Origin of the sequence: Escherichia sp. R1 (assembly GCF_003000935.1) — a bacterium.
GTDB classification, from domain to species: Bacteria; Pseudomonadota; Gammaproteobacteria; order Enterobacterales; family Enterobacteriaceae; genus Escherichia; species Escherichia coli.
In genome coordinates this window covers 220,627-238,149 of record NZ_PSRU01000005.1, presented here as the reverse complement: position 1 = coordinate 238,149, position 17,523 = coordinate 220,627, and the positions used below count along the sequence as shown (strand labels likewise).

General features: G+C 51.4%; 17 protein-coding genes, 1 pseudogene and 1 riboswitch. Of the genes and pseudogenes, 10 read left to right on the top strand and 8 right to left on the bottom strand.

Annotated features, from left to right (window positions below):
* Nucleotides 1–488: 488 nt before the first annotated feature.
* The 4 genes from cra to ilvI all read right to left on the bottom strand — a co-directional run bounded on the left by cra (nucleotide 489) and on the right by ilvI (nucleotide 3,891).
* Complete coding sequence (cra, locus tag C4F37_RS08615; protein WP_000762401.1) at nucleotides 489–1,493, bottom strand: catabolite repressor/activator; 1,005 nt, start codon at nucleotides 1,491–1,493, stop codon at nucleotides 489–491.
* 81 nt (nucleotides 1,494–1,574) lie between these two features.
* Nucleotides 1,575–1,661, bottom strand: coding sequence for a fruR/shl operon leader peptide (locus C4F37_RS08610; protein ID WP_001303787.1), 87 nt, complete (start codon nucleotides 1,659–1,661; stop codon nucleotides 1,575–1,577).
* Nucleotides 1,662–1,672: 11 nt separating this feature from the next.
* Nucleotides 1,673–2,164 (bottom strand): acetolactate synthase small subunit, encoded by a 492-nt coding sequence (gene ilvN, locus C4F37_RS08605; RefSeq protein WP_001252744.1) that lies wholly within the window; start codon nucleotides 2,162–2,164, stop codon nucleotides 1,673–1,675.
* 2 nt (nucleotides 2,165–2,166) lie between these two features.
* Nucleotides 2,167–3,891, bottom strand: a complete 1,725-nt coding sequence (gene ilvI, locus C4F37_RS08600; protein ID WP_001774153.1) for an acetolactate synthase 3 large subunit — start codon at nucleotides 3,889–3,891, stop codon at nucleotides 2,167–2,169.
* 118 nt (nucleotides 3,892–4,009) lie between these two features.
* Here ilvI and C4F37_RS27520 point away from each other — a divergent pair.
* Nucleotides 4,010–4,048 (top strand): annotated as a pseudogene (locus C4F37_RS27520) (hypothetical protein).
* Between the two features lie 160 nt (nucleotides 4,049–4,208).
* Here C4F37_RS27520 and leuO read toward each other — a convergent pair.
* On the bottom strand, nucleotides 4,209–5,153 hold the full coding sequence (leuO, locus tag C4F37_RS08595) for a transcriptional regulator LeuO (RefSeq protein ID WP_001295767.1): 945 nt from the start codon (nucleotides 5,151–5,153) through the stop codon (nucleotides 4,209–4,211).
* A 657-nt stretch (nucleotides 5,154–5,810) separates the two neighbouring features.
* On the opposite strand from leuO, the gene leuL reads away from it, so the two are divergent.
* The 5 genes from leuL (at nucleotide 5,811) to leuD (ending at nucleotide 10,670) form a co-directional block, all read left to right on the top strand.
* A complete protein-coding gene (leuL, locus tag C4F37_RS08590) occupies nucleotides 5,811–5,897 on the top strand; it encodes a leu operon leader peptide (RefSeq protein WP_001300467.1) in 87 nt (28 codons plus the stop codon).
* A gap of 91 nt (nucleotides 5,898–5,988) precedes the next feature.
* Complete coding sequence (gene leuA / locus C4F37_RS08585; protein WP_000082846.1) at nucleotides 5,989–7,560, top strand: 2-isopropylmalate synthase; 1,572 nt, start codon at nucleotides 5,989–5,991, stop codon at nucleotides 7,558–7,560.
* Complete coding sequence (gene leuB, locus C4F37_RS08580; protein WP_000042356.1) at nucleotides 7,560–8,651, top strand: 3-isopropylmalate dehydrogenase; 1,092 nt, start codon at nucleotides 7,560–7,562, stop codon at nucleotides 8,649–8,651. The genes leuA and leuB overlap by 1 nt, the downstream gene beginning before the upstream one ends.
* A gap of 2 nt (nucleotides 8,652–8,653) precedes the next feature.
* The gene (gene leuC, locus C4F37_RS08575; RefSeq protein ID WP_001540682.1) at nucleotides 8,654–10,054 is read left to right on the top strand and encodes a 3-isopropylmalate dehydratase large subunit; all 1,401 of its coding nucleotides are present in this window, start codon (nucleotides 8,654–8,656) and stop codon (nucleotides 10,052–10,054) included.
* Between the two features lie 10 nt (nucleotides 10,055–10,064).
* Nucleotides 10,065–10,670 carry a 3-isopropylmalate dehydratase small subunit gene (leuD, locus tag C4F37_RS08570; protein WP_000818231.1) on the top strand — a complete coding sequence of 202 codons (606 nt, stop codon included), beginning with the start codon at nucleotides 10,065–10,067 and terminating at the stop codon, nucleotides 10,668–10,670.
* A gap of 107 nt (nucleotides 10,671–10,777) precedes the next feature.
* On the opposite strand, the gene sgrT is transcribed toward leuD, so the two are convergent.
* The gene (gene sgrT / locus C4F37_RS08565) at nucleotides 10,778–10,909 is read right to left on the bottom strand and encodes a glucose uptake inhibitor SgrT (RefSeq protein WP_001248768.1); all 132 of its coding nucleotides are present in this window, start codon (nucleotides 10,907–10,909) and stop codon (nucleotides 10,778–10,780) included.
* An 88-nt stretch (nucleotides 10,910–10,997) separates the two neighbouring features.
* Here sgrT and sgrR point away from each other — a divergent pair, with 88 nt between their 5' ends.
* The 4 genes from sgrR to thiQ all read left to right on the top strand — a co-directional run bounded on the left by sgrR (nucleotide 10,998) and on the right by thiQ (nucleotide 16,068).
* A complete protein-coding gene (sgrR, locus tag C4F37_RS08560; RefSeq protein WP_001540680.1) occupies nucleotides 10,998–12,653 on the top strand; it encodes a DNA-binding transcriptional regulator SgrR in 1,656 nt (551 codons plus the stop codon).
* Between the two features lie 33 nt (nucleotides 12,654–12,686).
* Nucleotides 12,687–12,786, top strand: a riboswitch (TPP riboswitch).
* Between the two features lie 30 nt (nucleotides 12,787–12,816).
* A complete protein-coding gene (thiB, locus tag C4F37_RS08555) occupies nucleotides 12,817–13,800 on the top strand; it encodes a thiamine ABC transporter substrate binding subunit (RefSeq protein WP_001540679.1) in 984 nt (327 codons plus the stop codon).
* The gene (thiP, locus tag C4F37_RS08550; RefSeq protein WP_001540677.1) at nucleotides 13,776–15,386 is read left to right on the top strand and encodes a thiamine/thiamine pyrophosphate ABC transporter permease ThiP; all 1,611 of its coding nucleotides are present in this window, start codon (nucleotides 13,776–13,778) and stop codon (nucleotides 15,384–15,386) included. Before thiB ends, thiP begins: the two co-directional genes overlap by 25 nt.
* Entirely contained in the window at nucleotides 15,370–16,068 is a 699-nt protein-coding gene (thiQ, locus tag C4F37_RS08545; protein WP_001540674.1) for a thiamine ABC transporter ATP-binding protein ThiQ, read from the top strand. The genes thiP and thiQ overlap by 17 nt, the downstream gene beginning before the upstream one ends.
* Nucleotides 16,069–16,181: 113 nt before the next feature.
* On the opposite strand, the gene C4F37_RS08540 is transcribed toward thiQ, so the two are convergent.
* Both C4F37_RS08540 and C4F37_RS08535 read right to left on the bottom strand, forming a co-directional pair.
* Entirely contained in the window at nucleotides 16,182–16,946 is a 765-nt protein-coding gene (locus tag C4F37_RS08540; RefSeq protein WP_001148383.1) for a DedA family protein, read from the bottom strand.
* A gap of 154 nt (nucleotides 16,947–17,100) precedes the next feature.
* A complete protein-coding gene (locus C4F37_RS08535) occupies nucleotides 17,101–17,523 on the bottom strand; it encodes a hypothetical protein (protein WP_000049681.1) in 423 nt (140 codons plus the stop codon).

Below are 17,523 nucleotides of genomic sequence, written 5' to 3'. Positions count from 1 at the left end.
CGATGTTTACGGCTAATATCAGCGTTGTTTATTTTACGTCCAACGTGCGAAGCAAATTAACGTTATGAATAGCTGTAAGAAAAAATCCCTCATCGTCATCACCGTTTTAAAATGACTCACTATTTTCCACAGCAAATATAAAGTGTCAGTTTGCGACGCGAGCGGCATTTTAGGACATATCTTCTCTGGTTAACAGTCCCTGTTGCGTCTGTGTGGCGCTTGATGCCAGCAGGTTTGCGCAAAAACAAAGAAAAGTGTTTGTTAAATCGGCAATTCATCTCTGCATGTAACAAAATAATGCAAAAACGCGCTGTCAATATCATTTAATTATTGTGAATTTCAGCAGGTGAGTTAATTAACGGGCGGGTTTAAAAGCATTTATCAATAATAGCCAGGAATAGTCTTATTTACTTTAAGGATATTGATGTCCATTCCCGTACTCAACGCGCCAGAGAGAAATTCACCTGGCGCGTACTTTTGTTCGCGGCTTAGCTACGGCTGAGCACGCCGCGGCGATAGAGATTACGTTTAATGCGCGTTAAACCAGGTTTTGGCTTACGCGGTTCGTCCAGGCTTGCCAGGACAATCTCCAGCACACGCTCTGCGACATCGCGGTGACGTTGAGCCACTGCCAGCACCGGGCACTGTAAGAAGTCGAGCAGTTCGTTATCGCCAAAGGTGGCAATTGCCAGGTCAGAAGGCAGTTTGCCGTCACGACGTAGCGTGACATCCATCACCCCTTGCAACAACGCAAACGACGTTGTGAACAGTGCCTGCGGCATCGGATGCGTTTCCAGCCATTTTTCGAATAACTGGGCAGCTGCCTCCCGCTCATAGCTGTTGGCATAAAGGAAATGCACTTCGCGAGGATCATCTTTCCAGGCAGTACGGAAACCTTGTTCACGCAGGAAGCTGACAGAAAGCTCCGGCAGCGCGCCAAGATAAAGTACCGTCTCGGCGGGAAACTTACGTAACTCTTCCGCCAGCATTTCGGCATCATCCTGATCGGCACCAACCACGCTGGTGAAGTGTTCACGATCGAGGGCGCGGTCCAGCGCGACAATCGGGAACGGGTCGTTAGCCCAGCGTTGATAAAAAGGATGCTCAGGTGGCAACGACGTCGAAACAATAATGGCATCAACCTGACGCTGTAAAAGGTGCTCAATGCAGCGCATTTCGTTGTCGGGCTGATCTTCCGAGCAGGCAATCAGCAGTTGATAACCCCGTTGCCGCGCCTGGCGTTCAAGATAGTTAGCGATGCGGGTATAGCTGGTGTTCTCCAGATCGGGGATCACAAGACCAATAGAACGTGTGCGTCCAGCACGAAGCCCAGCTGCCACGGCGTTCGGGTGGTAATTGTGCTCACGCACCACAGCCATGACTTTTTCAACGGTTTTGTCGCTCACACGGTATTGCTTCGCTTTGCCGTTAATAACATAGCTTGCAGTGGTCCGCGACACTCCCGCCAGCCGAGCGATTTCATCCAGTTTCACAATTGCCCCTTGCGTAAAATGTAAAAACCATAGCCATTGTACTGGTATGGGTTAAATTCATTAACATCTAAGCGCAGAAAATTAACTGCGGCAACTGCTTTTATTCCAGGTTCCCACTGATTTCGCAAAAAAAGCCCAACGTGACATGTTGGGCTGCAAATTGCGCATTGAGATCATTCTCAACGCATTATTTTATCGCCGCGTGAAAGTCCGACCACACCAGAGCGAGCAACTTCCACAATTTTCGCCACATCGCGAATCGATGCTAAAAATGCATCAAGCTTATCGCTGGTGCCTGCTAATTGAACGGTATAAAGCGAGGGTGTGACATCGATAATTTGCCCACGGAATATTTCCGTATTACGTTTCACTTCGTCACGCCCGTAACCGCTGGCCTGAATTTTCACCAGCATGATTTCCCGCTCAACGTGCGCGCCCTGCCCCAACTCGCTCACGCGCAAGACATCGACCAGCTTGTGTAATTGCTTTTCGATTTGCTCAAGCACTTTTTCATCGCCCACGGTCTGGATGGTCATACGCGATAATGTCGGATCGTCGGTTGGCGCAACGGTCAGGCTTTCAATGTTGTAGCCACGCTGGGAAAAAAGGCCAATCACGCGGGATAACGCGCCTGATTCATTTTCGAGTAAGACTGATAATATCCGGCGCATAATCAGGTTCTCTCCGTTTTGCTTAACCACATTTCATCCATTCCGCCCCCGCGAATCTGCATCGGGTAGACGTGCTCACTGCCATCGACGGTAACATCAACAAACACCAAGCGATTATTGCGCACCTGTTCCAGCGCCTCGCTAAGTTTGCTTTCCAGTTCTTGCGGATGAGAGATCTGGATCCCGACGTGACCATAGGCTTCCGCCAGACGGACGAAGTCTGGTAAGGACTGCATATAAGATTGTGAATGACGGCCGGAATAGATCATGTCCTGCCACTGCTTCACCATCCCCAGATAGCGGTTATTGAGATTCACCACCAGTACGGGCAACTCATATTGCAACGCGGTAGACAGTTCCTGGATGTTCATCTGAATACTGCCGTCACCAGTGACGCAAACCACGGTTTCTTCTGGCAACGCCATTTTGACGCCCAGTGCCGCAGGTAAACCAAAACCCATCGTGCCGAGGCCGCCAGAGTTGATCCAGCGACGCGGTTTGTCGAATGGATAATAAAGCGCAGCAAACATCTGGTGCTGCCCGACATCGGACGTCACGTAAGCGTCTCCCTTCGTCAACCGCCAAAGAGTCTCGATCACCGCCTGCGGTTTAATCTTTTCACTGTAAGAGTCATATTTCAGGCACTGACGAGCGCGCCACTGTTCAATCTGCTGCCACCAGTCGCGGATCTCATCCAGCGGTTGATGGACGGATTCTTGCGACAGGAGTTCAAGCATTTGTTCGAGGACCTGGCGAGCATCCCCCACAATCGGGATATCAGCAGTCACGGTTTTAGAAATGGAAGTAGGATCAATATCGATATGCAAAACAGTGGCATTTGGGCAGTACTTTGCCAGATTGTTCGTCGTTCGGTCATCAAAACGTACCCCGACGGCGAAAATCACATCCGCGTTATGCATCGTCATATTGGCTTCGTAGGTACCGTGCATTCCCAACATGCCCAGTGCCTGGCGATGCGTTGCCGGAAACGCCCCCAGCCCCATCAAAGAGGAAACAACGGGCAGATTCAACGCCTCCACCGCTTCTTTCAACTGCAGATGGCAGCCCGCCGTGATTGCCCCACCGCCTACGTAGACAACCGGTTTTTTTGCCGCCACCAGCGTTTGCAGAGCGCGCTTAATTTGCCCTTTATGCCCGGAGGTCGTGGGATTGTAAGAACGCATACTGACCGACTCCGGCCAGACATAGGGTAATTTGTTCGCCGGATTTAGAATATCTTTCGGTAAATCAACGACCACGGGTCCAGGACGACCACTTGCCGCTAGCCAGAAAGCCTTTTTCAGCACCTGCGGAATGTCTTCCGTTTGCTTAACCAGAAAACTGTGTTTAACCACCGGGCGAGAAATCCCCACCATGTCGCACTCCTGAAAGGCATCATAACCTATCAACGAAGTCGCTACCTGCCCGGAAAGGACAACTAATGGAATGGAATCCATATAAGCGGTGGCAATGCCAGTAATTGCATTGGTCGCCCCTGGACCCGACGTTACCAGCACGACGCCGACTTCCCCGGTCGCGCGCGCCAGACCATCGGCCATATGCACCGCCGCCTGCTCATGGCGAACTAAAACATGATCGATACCACCCACGGTATGCAATGCATCGTAAATATCAAGGACCGCGCCTCCAGGATAACCGAATACTTGTTTAACGCCCTGATCGATAAGCGATCGGACGACCATCTCGGCTCCAGACAACATCTCCATGGCCTGCCTCACTGTTTGACGGAAAAAATGTGTAAAACACATTAACCGTCCGATCTTGCTTAAGCAATTGGCAGACAGAGACATAAACACGGGGTAATAAGAATAAACAGGAGGAAAGGTGAAAAGAAACGATAAAATCCTCCATTACAGAGGATGAAATTGATAATAAATCGGCTGAATCCTACAACTTACAGCAATTTCTCTATTTTTTTAATTAATCCTAAAATAGAGAGCACAAACATTCAGAATAAAATTCTACATTCAATAAAAAATGCAGAATAAACCAGACATTGATGTCTGACCTATTCTGCATTCAGTTAGCGTTTGCAAATTGAGACTAATTGCTCTTCCATCCACTGATGGCCTTTATCACGCCCGGCAGCTTCATGCCAGGAGAGATAACAGGTTCTGCTGTTTTGTTTTAACGGCAGCGGTAATACCTGTAACTCTAAGGATTCAGCGAACTCTTCAGCCAACCAACGCGGCGCAATAGCGACCAGATGCGTTTGCGACACCACGCTAAGTACGCTCATCATTGCCATGCCCTGATACGCGATACTGGCTTGCTTATCTACCGTGTCATACCAGGTTTGACTAAATGATGCGAAACGATCGAGCGAAACCGCAGCATGTTGTTCGTTATAAACATCATGCTTCAGTAACGGGCCTTTAATTGTTGGATGATTTTTGCTGGCTACCAACACCATTTCATCTTTAAATAATGGCACACTGGTAAATTCAGGGCGATGGAAGTCTTCATAACTAATCACAAACTCCGTTTCCTGATAACGCAGCTGATGTTCAGTGTTCTGATTTAATGAAGACTTGAACATAACATGTATATTTGGCGCAATCTGCTCAATGTGATTATAAATCTGCGAGGTCAGAATGCTGTCTAACGGGCTGCAAACACAAAGATGAAATACACGTTCACTGCTCGCGGGTTCAAAACCTGAACCAGGCAATTCATTTTGTACTAGTTGCAATGCCTGACGAACTGAGCCAAAAAGTTGAAATGCGCGAGCAGTCGGTTGAATACCACGGCCATAACGAACAAAAAGCTCGTCATTAAACATCACCTTCAGGCGTGCAACAGCGTTACTGACCGCAGGTTGCGACATTCCCAGAGCATGAGCGGCACGGGTGATGTTTTGCTCCTGCATCACGGCATCGAAAACGGTTAATAAGTTGAGATCGACCATGCGTAGCTGTGGCTTGCTTAACTCCGCCGTCTCTGGATGATCTGTTTGTACCTCTGGCATACTTAACTCCACTGTCACACTTAACTCCCTTTCCCTTATTGGAATGCAGAGAAATAATCCTCGAGAATATGATTTATCATGCATATAAAATAAGAAAAAGCAAAATGAGTAAAATTAGGAAAACATAAAGATACGGGTTCTGATAAAAACAGAATCCACTGCCGAGCAAAGAGTCATTTACTACAGCATAATAATCCATAATGTTTTTGTTGCGAAAACAATCTAATCATAACTACCACGAATACTCAATCATCCACAAAATGGATTAAATGTGCTTTTTAATAATTAATTTATATGTTTAATGCATTAATTCTTAACATTAATTGATCAATAATATTCAGCAAATGAATATCAAAAAATTCGCAAAACATATAATTCAATACAAATCATCAGGATAGGTTTTGTAACGCGTGCATTTTATCCCCCTTTCCCTCGTTGATTAGATGCAAAAAATTATTCTGAAATATGTCAACCGATGAAAAGCATCGGCGGTTAAGCAGAAATTAATATCGCTTGTTTTAACCACCGCAGCACAATTAGCTAATTTTACGGATGCCGAACTCACAATGGCGTGACGTTTTTATTGCTTCAGGGTTGACATCCGTTTTTGTATCCAGTAACTCTAAAAGCATATCGCATTCATCTGGAGCTGATTTAATGACTCACATCGTTCGCTTTATCGGTCTACTACTACTAAACGCATCTTCTTTGCGCGGTAGACGAGTGAGCGGCATCCAGCATTAAGCCAGCACGCAGTCAAACAAAAACCCGCGCCATTGCGCGGGTTTTTTTATGCCCGAAGCGAGGCGCTCAAAAAGAGACAAGGACCCAAACCATGAGCCAGCAAGTCATTATTTTCGATACCACATTGCGCGACGGTGAACAGGCGTTACAGGCAAGCTTGAGTGTGAAAGAAAAACTGCAAATTGCGCTGGCCCTTGAGCGTATGGGTGTTGACGTGATGGAAGTCGGTTTCCCCGTCTCTTCGCCGGGTGATTTTGAATCAGTGCAGACCATCGCTCGCCAGGTTAAAAACAGCCGTGTATGCGCGTTAGCTCGCTGCGTGGAAAAAGATATTGACGTGGCAGCCGAATCCCTGAAAGTCGCCGAAGCCTTCCGTATCCATACTTTTATTGCCACTTCGCCAATGCACATCGCCACCAAGCTGCGCAGCACGCTGGACGAAGTGATCGAACGCGCTATCTATATGGTGAAACGCGCCCGTAATTACACCGATGATGTTGAATTTTCTTGCGAAGATGCCGGACGCACCCCAATTGCCGATCTGGCGCGAGTGGTCGAAGCGGCGATTAATGCCGGTGCCACCACCATCAACATTCCGGACACCGTGGGCTACACCATGCCATTTGAGTTCGCCGGAATCATCAGCGGCCTGTATGAACGCGTACCCAACATCGACAAAGCCATTATTTCCGTACATACCCACGACGATTTGGGCCTGGCGGTCGGCAACTCACTGGCGGCGGTACATGCCGGAGCACGGCAGGTAGAAGGCGCAATGAACGGGATCGGCGAGCGTGCCGGTAACTGTTCCCTTGAAGAAGTCATCATGGCGATCAAAGTTCGTAAGGATATTCTCAACGTCCACACCGCCATCAATCACCAGGAGATATGGCGCACCAGCCAGTTAGTTAGCCAGATTTGTAATATGCCGATCCCGGCAAACAAAGCCATTGTTGGCAGCGGCGCATTCGCACACTCCTCCGGTATCCACCAGGATGGTGTACTGAAAAACCGCGAAAACTACGAAATCATGACACCAGAATCTATTGGTCTGAACCAAATCCAGCTGAATCTGACCTCTCGTTCGGGGCGTGCGGCGGTGAAACATCGCATGGATGAGATGGGATATAAAGAAAGTGAATATAATTTAGACAACCTGTACGACGCTTTCCTGAAGCTGGCGGACAAAAAAGGCCAGGTGTTTGATTACGATCTGGAGGCGCTGGCCTTCATCGGTAAGCAGCAAGAAGAGCCGGAGCATTTCCGTCTGGATTACTTCAGCGTGCAGTCAGGTTCTAACGATATTGCCACTGCCGCCGTCAAACTGGCCTGTGGCGAAGAAGTCAAAGCAGAAGCCGCCAACGGTAACGGTCCGGTCGATGCCGTCTACCAGGCGATAAACCGCATCACTGACTATAACGTCGAACTGGTGAAATACAGCCTGACCGCCAAAGGCCACGGTAAAGATGCGCTGGGTCAGGTGGATATTGTCGCCAACTACAACGGTCGCCGCTTCCACGGCGTCGGCCTGGCCACCGATATTGTCGAGTCCTCCGCCAAAGCCATGGTGCACGTACTGAACAATATCTGGCGTGCCGCAGAAGTCGAAAAAGAGTTGCAACGCAAAGCTCAACACAACGAAAACAACAAGGAAACCGTGTGATGTCGAAGAATTACCATATTGCCGTATTGCCGGGGGACGGTATTGGTCCGGAAGTGATGACCCAGGCGCTGAAAGTGCTGGATGCCGTGCGCAACCGATTTGCGATGCGTATCACCACCAGCCATTACGATGTAGGCGGCGCCGCCATTGATAACCACGGGCAGCCACTGCCGCCTGCGACAGTTGAAGGTTGCGAGCAAGCCGATGCCGTGTTGTTTGGCTCGGTAGGTGGTCCGAAGTGGGAACATTTGCCGCCAGACCAGCAACCAGAACGCGGCGCACTGCTGCCTTTGCGTAAGCACTTCAAATTATTCAGCAATCTGCGTCCGGCAAAACTGTATCAGGGGCTGGAAGCATTCTGTCCGCTGCGTGCTGACATTGCCGCAAACGGCTTTGACATCCTGTGTGTGCGCGAACTGACCGGCGGCATCTATTTCGGTCAGCCAAAAGGCCGCGAAGGTAGCGGACAATATGAAAAAGCGTTTGATACCGAGGTGTACCACCGTTTTGAGATCGAGCGTATTGCCCGCATCGCATTTGAATCTGCCCGCAAGCGTCGCCACAAAGTCACCTCAATCGACAAAGCCAACGTGCTGCAATCCTCTATTTTATGGCGGGAGATCGTTAACGAGATCGCCACGGAATACCCGGACGTCGAACTGGCGCATATGTACATCGACAACGCAACCATGCAGCTGATTAAAGATCCATCACAGTTTGACGTCTTGCTGTGCTCCAACCTGTTTGGCGACATTCTGTCTGATGAGTGCGCAATGATCACTGGCTCAATGGGGATGTTGCCTTCCGCCAGCCTGAACGAGCAAGGTTTTGGTCTGTATGAACCGGCGGGCGGCTCGGCACCCGATATCGCAGGTAAAAATATCGCCAACCCGATTGCACAAATTCTGTCGCTGGCGCTGCTGCTGCGTTACAGCCTGGATGCCGATGATGCGGCTTCCGCCATTGAACGCGCCATTAACCGCGCATTAGAAGAAGGCATTCGCACCGGGGATTTAGCCCGTGGCGCTGCCGCCGTTAGTACCGATGAAATGGGCGATATCATTGCCCGCTATGTGGCAGAAGGGGTGTAATCATGGCTAAGACGTTATACGAAAAATTATTCGACGCTCACGTAGTGTACGAAGCCGAAAACGAAACCCCGCTGTTATATATCGACCGCCACCTGGTGCATGAAGTGACCTCACCGCAGGCGTTCGATGGTCTGCGCGCCCACGGTCGCTCGGTACGTCAGCCGGGCAAAACCTTCGCCACCATGGATCACAACGTCTCTACCCAGACGAAAGACATTAATGCCTGCGGTGAAATGGCGCGCATCCAGATGCAGGAGCTGATCAAAAACTGCAAAGAATTTGGCGTCGAGCTGTATGACCTGAATCACCCGTATCAGGGGATCGTCCACGTAATGGGGCCGGAACAGGGCGTGACCTTGCCGGGGATGACCATTGTCTGCGGCGACTCACATACCGCCACCCACGGCGCGTTTGGCGCACTGGCCTTTGGTATCGGCACTTCCGAAGTTGAACACGTACTGGCAACGCAAACCCTGAAACAGGGCCGGGCGAAGACCATGAAAATTGAAGTCCAGGGCAAAGCCGCGCCGGGCATTACCGCAAAAGATATCGTGCTGGCAATTATTGGTAAAACCGGCAGCGCAGGCGGTACCGGGCATGTGGTGGAATTTTGCGGCGAAGCAATCCGTGATTTAAGCATGGAAGGTCGTATGACCCTGTGCAATATGGCAATCGAAATGGGCGCAAAAGCCGGTCTGGTTGCACCGGACGAAACCACCTTTAACTATGTTAAAGGCCGTCTGCATGCGCCGAAAGGCAAAGATTTCGACGACGCCGTTGCCTACTGGAAAACCCTGCAAACCGACGAAGGAGCAACTTTCGATACCGTTGTCACTCTGCAAGCAGAAGAGATTTCGCCGCAGGTCACCTGGGGCACCAATCCGGGCCAGGTGATTTCTGTGAACGACAATATTCCCGATCCGGCTTCGTTTGCCGATCCGGTTGAACGCGCGTCGGCAGAAAAAGCGCTGGCCTATATGGGGCTGAAACCGGGTATTCCGCTGACAGAAGTGGCTATCGACAAAGTGTTTATTGGTTCCTGTACTAACTCGCGTATTGAAGATTTACGTGCAGCAGCGGAAATCGCCAAAGGCCGGAAAGTCGCGCCAGGCGTACAAGCGCTGGTGGTTCCCGGTTCCGGTCCGGTTAAAGCCCAGGCGGAAGCGGAAGGTCTGGACAAAATTTTTATCGAAGCTGGTTTTGAATGGCGCTTGCCAGGTTGTTCAATGTGTCTGGCGATGAACAACGACCGCCTGAATCCGGGCGAACGTTGCGCCTCCACCAGCAACCGTAACTTTGAAGGCCGCCAGGGACGCGGCGGGCGCACGCATCTGGTCAGCCCGGCAATGGCTGCCGCCGCGGCTGTGACCGGTCATTTTGCCGACATTCGCAACATTAAATAAGGAGCACACCATGGCAGAGAAATTTATCAAACACACAGGCCTGGTGGTTCCGTTGGATGCCGCCAATGTCGATACCGATGCAATCATCCCGAAACAGTTTTTGCAGAAAGTGACCCGTACGGGTTTTGGCGCGCATCTGTTTAACGACTGGCGTTTTCTGGATGAAAAAGGCCAACAGCCAAACCCGGACTTCGTGCTGAACTTCCCGCAGTATCAGGGCGCTTCCATTTTGCTGGCACGAGAAAACTTCGGCTGCGGTTCCTCGCGTGAGCACGCGCCGTGGGCATTGACCGATTACGGTTTTAAGGTGGTGATTGCGCCGAGTTTTGCTGACATCTTCTACGGCAATAGCTTTAACAACCAGCTGCTGCCGGTGAAATTAAGCGATGCAGAAGTGGATGAGCTGTTTGCGCTGGTGAAAGCCAATCCGGGGATTCATTTTGATGTAGACCTGGAAGCGCAAGAGGTGAAAGCGGGAGAGAAAACTTATCGCTTTACCATCGATGCCTTCCGCCGCCACTGCATGATGAACGGTCTGGACAGCATCGGCCTGACTCTGCAGCACGACGACGCAATTGCGTCTTATGAAGAGAAGCAACCGGCGTTTATGCGTTAGTTTGTACACCGTCCGGCACTCAATCGCCAAAAAGAAAAAAGCCAGCAGATAATCACTGCTGGCGTGGCGATTAACACCAATACTCAGTCACACATGATGTCCGCAAATCAGTAGTCAGAATGACTCCCCTCCCATTGCATCAGTTCTTCAAGCATGGTTAATCGTTGTGGGACGCTTAACCAACGCAACCAGCACAACTTCGCTGTCGCGGTAAAATAGTGCTGATAAAACTGACGCATGGGGCACCTCCTTGCTTCATCGTTAGGAATTATTGACTTAATATAGGGAAAATAAAATTGCTGTCTTTTGCGCAGGAGTTCCCCTTTTATGCCATCTGCTCGTCTGCAACAACAGTTCATCCGCCTGTGGCAATGCTGCGAGGGTAAATCTCAGGAGACCACGCTCAACGAACTGGCAGCGTTACTGAGTTGCTCGCGTCGTCATATGCGCACCCTGCTCAGCACCATGCAGGATCGCGGCTGGCTGACGTGGGAAGCGGAAGTCGGGCGCGGTAAACGCTCGCGTCTGACATTCCTCTATACCGGGCTGGCGCTTCAGCAACAGCGGGCGGAAGACCTGCTGGAGCAGGATCGTATCGACCAACTAGTGCAGTTGGTTGGCGACAAAGCGACTGTGCGGCAAATGCTGGTTTCTCATCTGGGCCGCAGCTTCCGCCAGGGGCGGCACATCCTGCGCGTGCTCTACTATCGTCCGTTGCGTAATCTGCTACCTGGCAGCGCATTGCGCCGTTCTGAAACCCATATCGCCCGGCAAATCTTCAGTTCGCTAACGCGCATAAATGAGGAAAATGGGGAACTGGAAGCAGACATCGCCCACCACTGGCAGCAAATATCACCGCTTCACTGGCGTTTCTTTTTGCGTCCAGGAGTCCATTTTCACCATGGTCGTGAACTGGAAATGGACGATGTGATCGCCTCTTTAAAACGAATCAATACGCTTCCGCTCTATTCGCATATTGCTGACATTGTGTCGCCGACGCCCTGGACACTGGATATCCATCTCACGCAACCGGACCGCTGGTTGCCGTTACTGCTGGGGCAAGTTCCGGCAATGATCCTGCCGCGCGAATGGGAAACCCTCAGTAACTTTGCCAGCCATCCCATCGGCACCGGTCCGTATGCGGTGATCCGCAACAGCACCAATCAACTGAAAATTCAGGCATTCGATGACTTCTTCGGTTACCGGGCATTAATCGACGAAGTTAACGTCTGGGTTCTGCCGGAAATTGCCGACGAGCCAGCCGGAGGGCTGATGCTAAAAGGTCCACAGGGCGAGGAAAAAGAGATTGAAAGCCGCCTGGAGGAAGGTTGCTACTATTTACTGTTCGACAGCCGCACCCATCGAGGGGCGAATCAGCAAGTCAGAGACTGGGTAAGCTATGTGCTTTCTCCGACGAATCTGGTCTATTTCGCCGAGGAACAATACCAGCAACTGTGGTTCCCGGCTTATGGACTGCTCCCCCGTTGGCACCATGCCCGCACCATAAAGAGCGAAAAACCGGCTGGTCTGGAAAGCCTCACCCTGACCTTTTATCAGGATCACAGCGAGCATCGGGTGATTGCCGGGATCATGCAGCAGATTCTGGCAAGTCACCAGGTCACGATGAAAATCAAAGAGATCAGCTACGATCAGTGGCATGAAGGAGAGATCGAGAGCGATATCTGGCTTAACAGCGCCAACTTTACGCTGCCGCTGGATTTTTCGCTGTTCGCGCACTTGTGCGAGGTGCCGCTGCTCCAACACTGTATTCCGATCGACTGGCAAGCCGACGCCGCCCGCTGGCGCAATGGCGAAATGAACCTGGCGAACTGGTGCCAGCAACTGGTCGCCAGCAAAGCAATGGTGCCGCTTATCCACCACTGGCTGATCATTCAGGGGCAACGTAGTATGCGCGGCCTGCGCATGAACACCCTCGGCTGGTTCGATTTTAAATCAGCGTGGTTTGCACCACCGGATCCATGATTGCTGGTTGATAACAAAATCACTACACTAACGCCGTTCTCAACGGGGTGCCACGCAGCCGCGTGCGCTGAGAAAATACCCGTCGAACCTGATCCGGATAACGCCGGCGAAGGGATTTGAGGCTCCTTCTCAAGTCCTTTGCCACTCTTTTGTGAGGTGCAAAGTGTTAAAAAAATGTCTTCCCCTGCTGTTGCTGTGCACAGCGCCTGTTTTCGCTAAACCTGTTCTGACTGTTTATACCTACGATTCCTTTGCCGCTGACTGGGGACCTGGTCCGGTAGTCAAAAAAGCCTTTGAAGCAGACTGTAATTGCGAACTGAAACTGGTGGCGCTGGAAGATGGCGTTTCGCTGCTCAACCGTCTACGGATGGAAGGCAAAAACAGCAAAGCCGATGTGGTGCTGGGGCTGGATAACAATCTGTTAGACGCCGCCAGCAAAACCGGGCTGTTTGCTAAAAGCGGTGTGGCAGCGGAAGCCGTTAACGTTCCTGGCGGCTGGAATAATGACACTTTCGTACCGTTTGATTACGGCTATTTCGCCTTCGTCTATGACAAGAACAAACTGAAAAATCCGCCGCAAAGCCTGAAAGAATTGGTTGAGAGCGTTCAAAACTGGCGGGTGATTTATGAAGATCCACGTACCAGTACACCGGGGCTGGGTCTGTTGCTATGGATGCAAAAAGTCTATGGCGATAACGCCCCGCAAGCCTGGCAGAAACTGGCGAAGAAAACGGTCACGGTCACCAAAGGCTGGAGCGAAGCCTACGGCCTGTTTTTAAAAGGTGAAAGCGATCTGGTCCTGAGTTACACCACCTCTCCGGCTTATCACATTCTCGAAGAGAAGAAAGATAACTACGCCACCGCGAACTTCAGCGAAGGTCACTATTTGCAAGTGGAAGTCGCCGCCCGCACCGCTGCCAGCAAGCAGCCAGAGCTGGCGCAAAAATTCCTCCAGTTTATGGTTTCTCCGGCTTTTCAGAATGCGATCCCAACCGGCAACTGGATGTATCCGGTAGCAAACGTCACTCTGCCTGCAGGATTTGAACAATTGACCAAACCAGCCACCACGCTAGAGTTCACACCCGCCGAAGTGGCGGCACAACGTCAGGCATGGATTAGCGAATGGCAACGCGCCGTCAGCCGTTAATTCCCGGCTGGTTAATTCCAGGCGTAAGCGCCGCCACGCTGGTGGTGGCGGTTGCACTGGCGGCGTTTCTCGCCCTGTGGTGGAACGCGCCGCAGGGTGACTGGGTGGCAGTCTGGCAGGACAGCTACCTGTGGCATGTGGTGCGCTTCTCCTTCTGGCAGGCGTTTCTCTCGGCGCTGCTCTCTGTCGTACCCGCAATATTCCTCGCCCGCGCCCTCTATCGCAGGCGCTTTCCTGGGCGACAGATGCTGTTGCGTCTGTGCGCAATGACCTTGATCCTCCCGGTGCTGGTTGCTGTTTTTGGCATTCTTAGCGTCTATGGTCGCCAGGGCTGGCTGGCCTCGCTCTGGCAATCACTTGGTCTGGAGTGGACCTTTTCGCCCTACGGCCTGCAAGGCATTTTGCTGGCCCATGTGTTTTTTAATCTGCCGATGGCTAGCCGTTTATTACTCCAGGCACTGGAAAACATTCCCGGCGAACAACGTCAGCTTGCCGCCCAACTTGGGATGCGCGGCTGGCATTTTTTCCGTTTCGTCGAATGGCCGTGGTTACGGCGACAAATCCCGCCGGTTGCCGCACTAATCTTTATGCTCTGTTTCGCCAGCTTCGCCACCGTGCTATCGCTGGGCGGCGGTCCGCAGGCGACCACTATCGAGCTGGCAATCTATCAGGCACTGAGTTACGACTACGATCCTGCCCGCGCGGCAATGCTGGCGCTGATCCAGATGGTGTGCTGCCTCGGGCTGGTGCTGTTGAGTCAGCGATTGAGTAAGGCCATTGCGCCTGGTACCACACTGCTGCAAGGCTGGCGCGACCCGGACGATCGTCTGCATAGTCGCATTTGCGACACGGCGTTAATTGTGCTGGCGCTGCTGCTGTTGCTGCCACCGTTACTGGCGGTGATCGTCGATGGGGTAAATCGCCAGTTGCCGGAAGTGCTGGCACAACCGGTGCTGTGGCAGGCGCTGTGGACCTCGTTGCGTATTGCGCTGGCGGCAGGCGTATTGTGCGTAGTGCTGACCATGATGCTGCTATGGAGCAGTCGCGAACTTCGGGCGCGGCAGAAAATGCTGGCGGGTCAGGCGCTGGAGATGAGCGGCATGTTGATCCTCGCCATGCCGGGGATTGTGCTGGCTACGGGCTTCTTTTTACTGCTCAACAACACTATCGGCCTGCCACAATCTGCTGACGGCATTGTGATTTTCACCAATGCGTTAATGGCAATCCCTTATGCGCTGAAAGTACTGGAAAACCCGATGCGCGATATCACCGCCCGCTACAGCATGTTGTGTCAGTCGCTGGGCATTGAAGGCTGGTCACGCTTAAAAGTGGTGGAGCTGCGCGCCCTGAAACGTCCACTGGCGCAGGCGCTGGCCTTTGCTTGTGTGCTGTCGATTGGTGATTTTGGCGTGGTGGCATTGTTTGGTAACGATGATTTCCGTACCCTGCCGTTTTATCTCTACCAGCAAATTGGCTCCTATCGCAGCCAGGACGGCGCGGTCACCGCGTTAATTCTGCTGCTGCTCTGTTTTCTGCTGTTTACCGTGATTGAAAATATACCGGGGCGAAATGTTAAAACTGACTGATATCACCTGGCTTTACCACCATTTGCCGATGCGTTTTAGCTTAACGGTGGAACGCGGCGAGCAGGTGGCGATCCTCGGGCCAAGCGGCGCAGGTAAAAGTACCCTGCTTAATTTGATCGCCGGTTTTCTGACGCCAGCCAGCGGTTTGCTGACTATCGACGGCGTTGATCACACCACGACGCCGCCGTCACGCCGTCCGGTGTCGATGCTGTTTCAGGAGAACAACCTGTTCAGCCACCTGACGGTCGCGCAGAACATCGGGCTGGGGCTAAATCCGGGGTTGAAACTAAATGCGGCGCAGCAGAAGAAAATGCACGCGATTGCCCACCAGATGGGGATTGATAATTTAATGGCGCGGTTACCTGGCGAGCTTTCCGGCGGTCAACGACAGCGCGTGGCGTTAGCGCGTTGTCTGGTACGCGAACAGCCCATTTTATTGCTCGATGAACCGTTTTCCGCGCTCGATCCGGCGCTACGTCAGGAGATGCTGACGCTGGTGAGCACGAGCTGCCAACAGCAAAAAATGACGCTCTTGATGGTGTCGCACAGTGTGGAAGATGCGGCGCGGATCGCCACGCGCTCGGTGGTGGTCGCCGACGGGCGTATCGCCTGGCAGGGTAAGACCGATGAGTTGTTGAGCGGTAAGGCGAGTGCTTCGGCGCTGTTGGGAATTAAAGGTTAATATGCACTGTCGGATGCGGCGTGAACGCCTTATCCGACCTACGGGTAGTGCGTTTTGCAGGCCTGATAAGACGCGGCAAGCGTCGCATCAGGCAACCCGCACAAGGCTATCCCCTAAACCCCAACCACTTTACGCAAAATATCGATATACACCGGCATCAACGGGTGGCGAATTAACACCACCAGCGCCACCACGCCGATGGCAGAAATCAACGGCGTCAGCCACAACAAACGACCGCGGGACAAATAATGACTCAAACGGTCAGTCGCTTTACCGCTGCGCCATAACCGCCAGCACAGCCAGCCTCCAACCCACAAAAACACCGCTGTTGCCAGCAGCAACCATTTAAACTCACCGCTCTGCATCCCGGCAGGAATATCGATCGCCGCACCCGCCAGAATCCCCGGCAGGAAGTAAAACGGTGGCCACAGCAAGCAGCCGATAATATTCGGCGTAATAAATTTTGCCACCGGGAGATCCAGCATTCCCGCCACCATTGGCACCAGCGGACGCGTCGGGCCGACAAAACGACCGACCAGAATGGTGAACATGCTGTGCTGATGCAGCGCATGTTCGGTTTTATCGAGTAATGCTTTGTTCTTCTTCAGAAATGACCAGCGATGCAACGGCTTTTTAAAACGCCAGCCCAGCCAGAAGGAGATCCAGTCGCCCAGCAGGCAGCCAATAATCCCCGCCAGCCAGGCATACCAGAAACTTAACTCACCGCTACCAATCAGCGCTCCCAGCCCCGCCATCAGCACCGTACCGGGTAGAATCAAACCGACCAGCGCCAGCGACTCCAGAAAGGCCACCAATAACACCGCCATCAATGAATACACGGTAGATTGGGTAATAAAGTGTTCCAGCAATGCTTGCATAATGTGCCTGTCAAATGGACGAAGCAGGGATTCTGCAAACCCTATGCTACTCCGTCAAGCCGTCAATTATCTGATTCGTTACCAATTATGACAACTTGACGGCTACATCATTCACTTTTTCTTCACAACCGGCACAAAAGACACCCTCTGCCTATCATTCGATAGTCTCAAAATATTCCACCTGCAGAGAATCACGGTGCTCAATGATGCAATAACGCTGGAAATTATTTGCATAATCACTTTTATCATGAAAAAACCATATACAATCGTTTTGTAGACTCGGTCCCATTCTTTTCAAAAAATCTATTAGCTTTGCTTTCTGAAGAAAAATGTTATCTATATTTCGCCATGTAACAATCACTCTTGTTTGCATATCATCAACATTATAGTAATAGCTATACTCGGCTACGTTTGATATGTTTGGCAAATTTCGCAAACTCTCTGGCGTATAAAGGAAAAATGGGGAAAGTTCATGCTGTGTATAGTGATGTTCCTTTGACATCAATGAGATATAAGCATAGAAAAATATAAAGAATAAAACTAAAAATGATAATAAAATATAAATATATTTTGACAT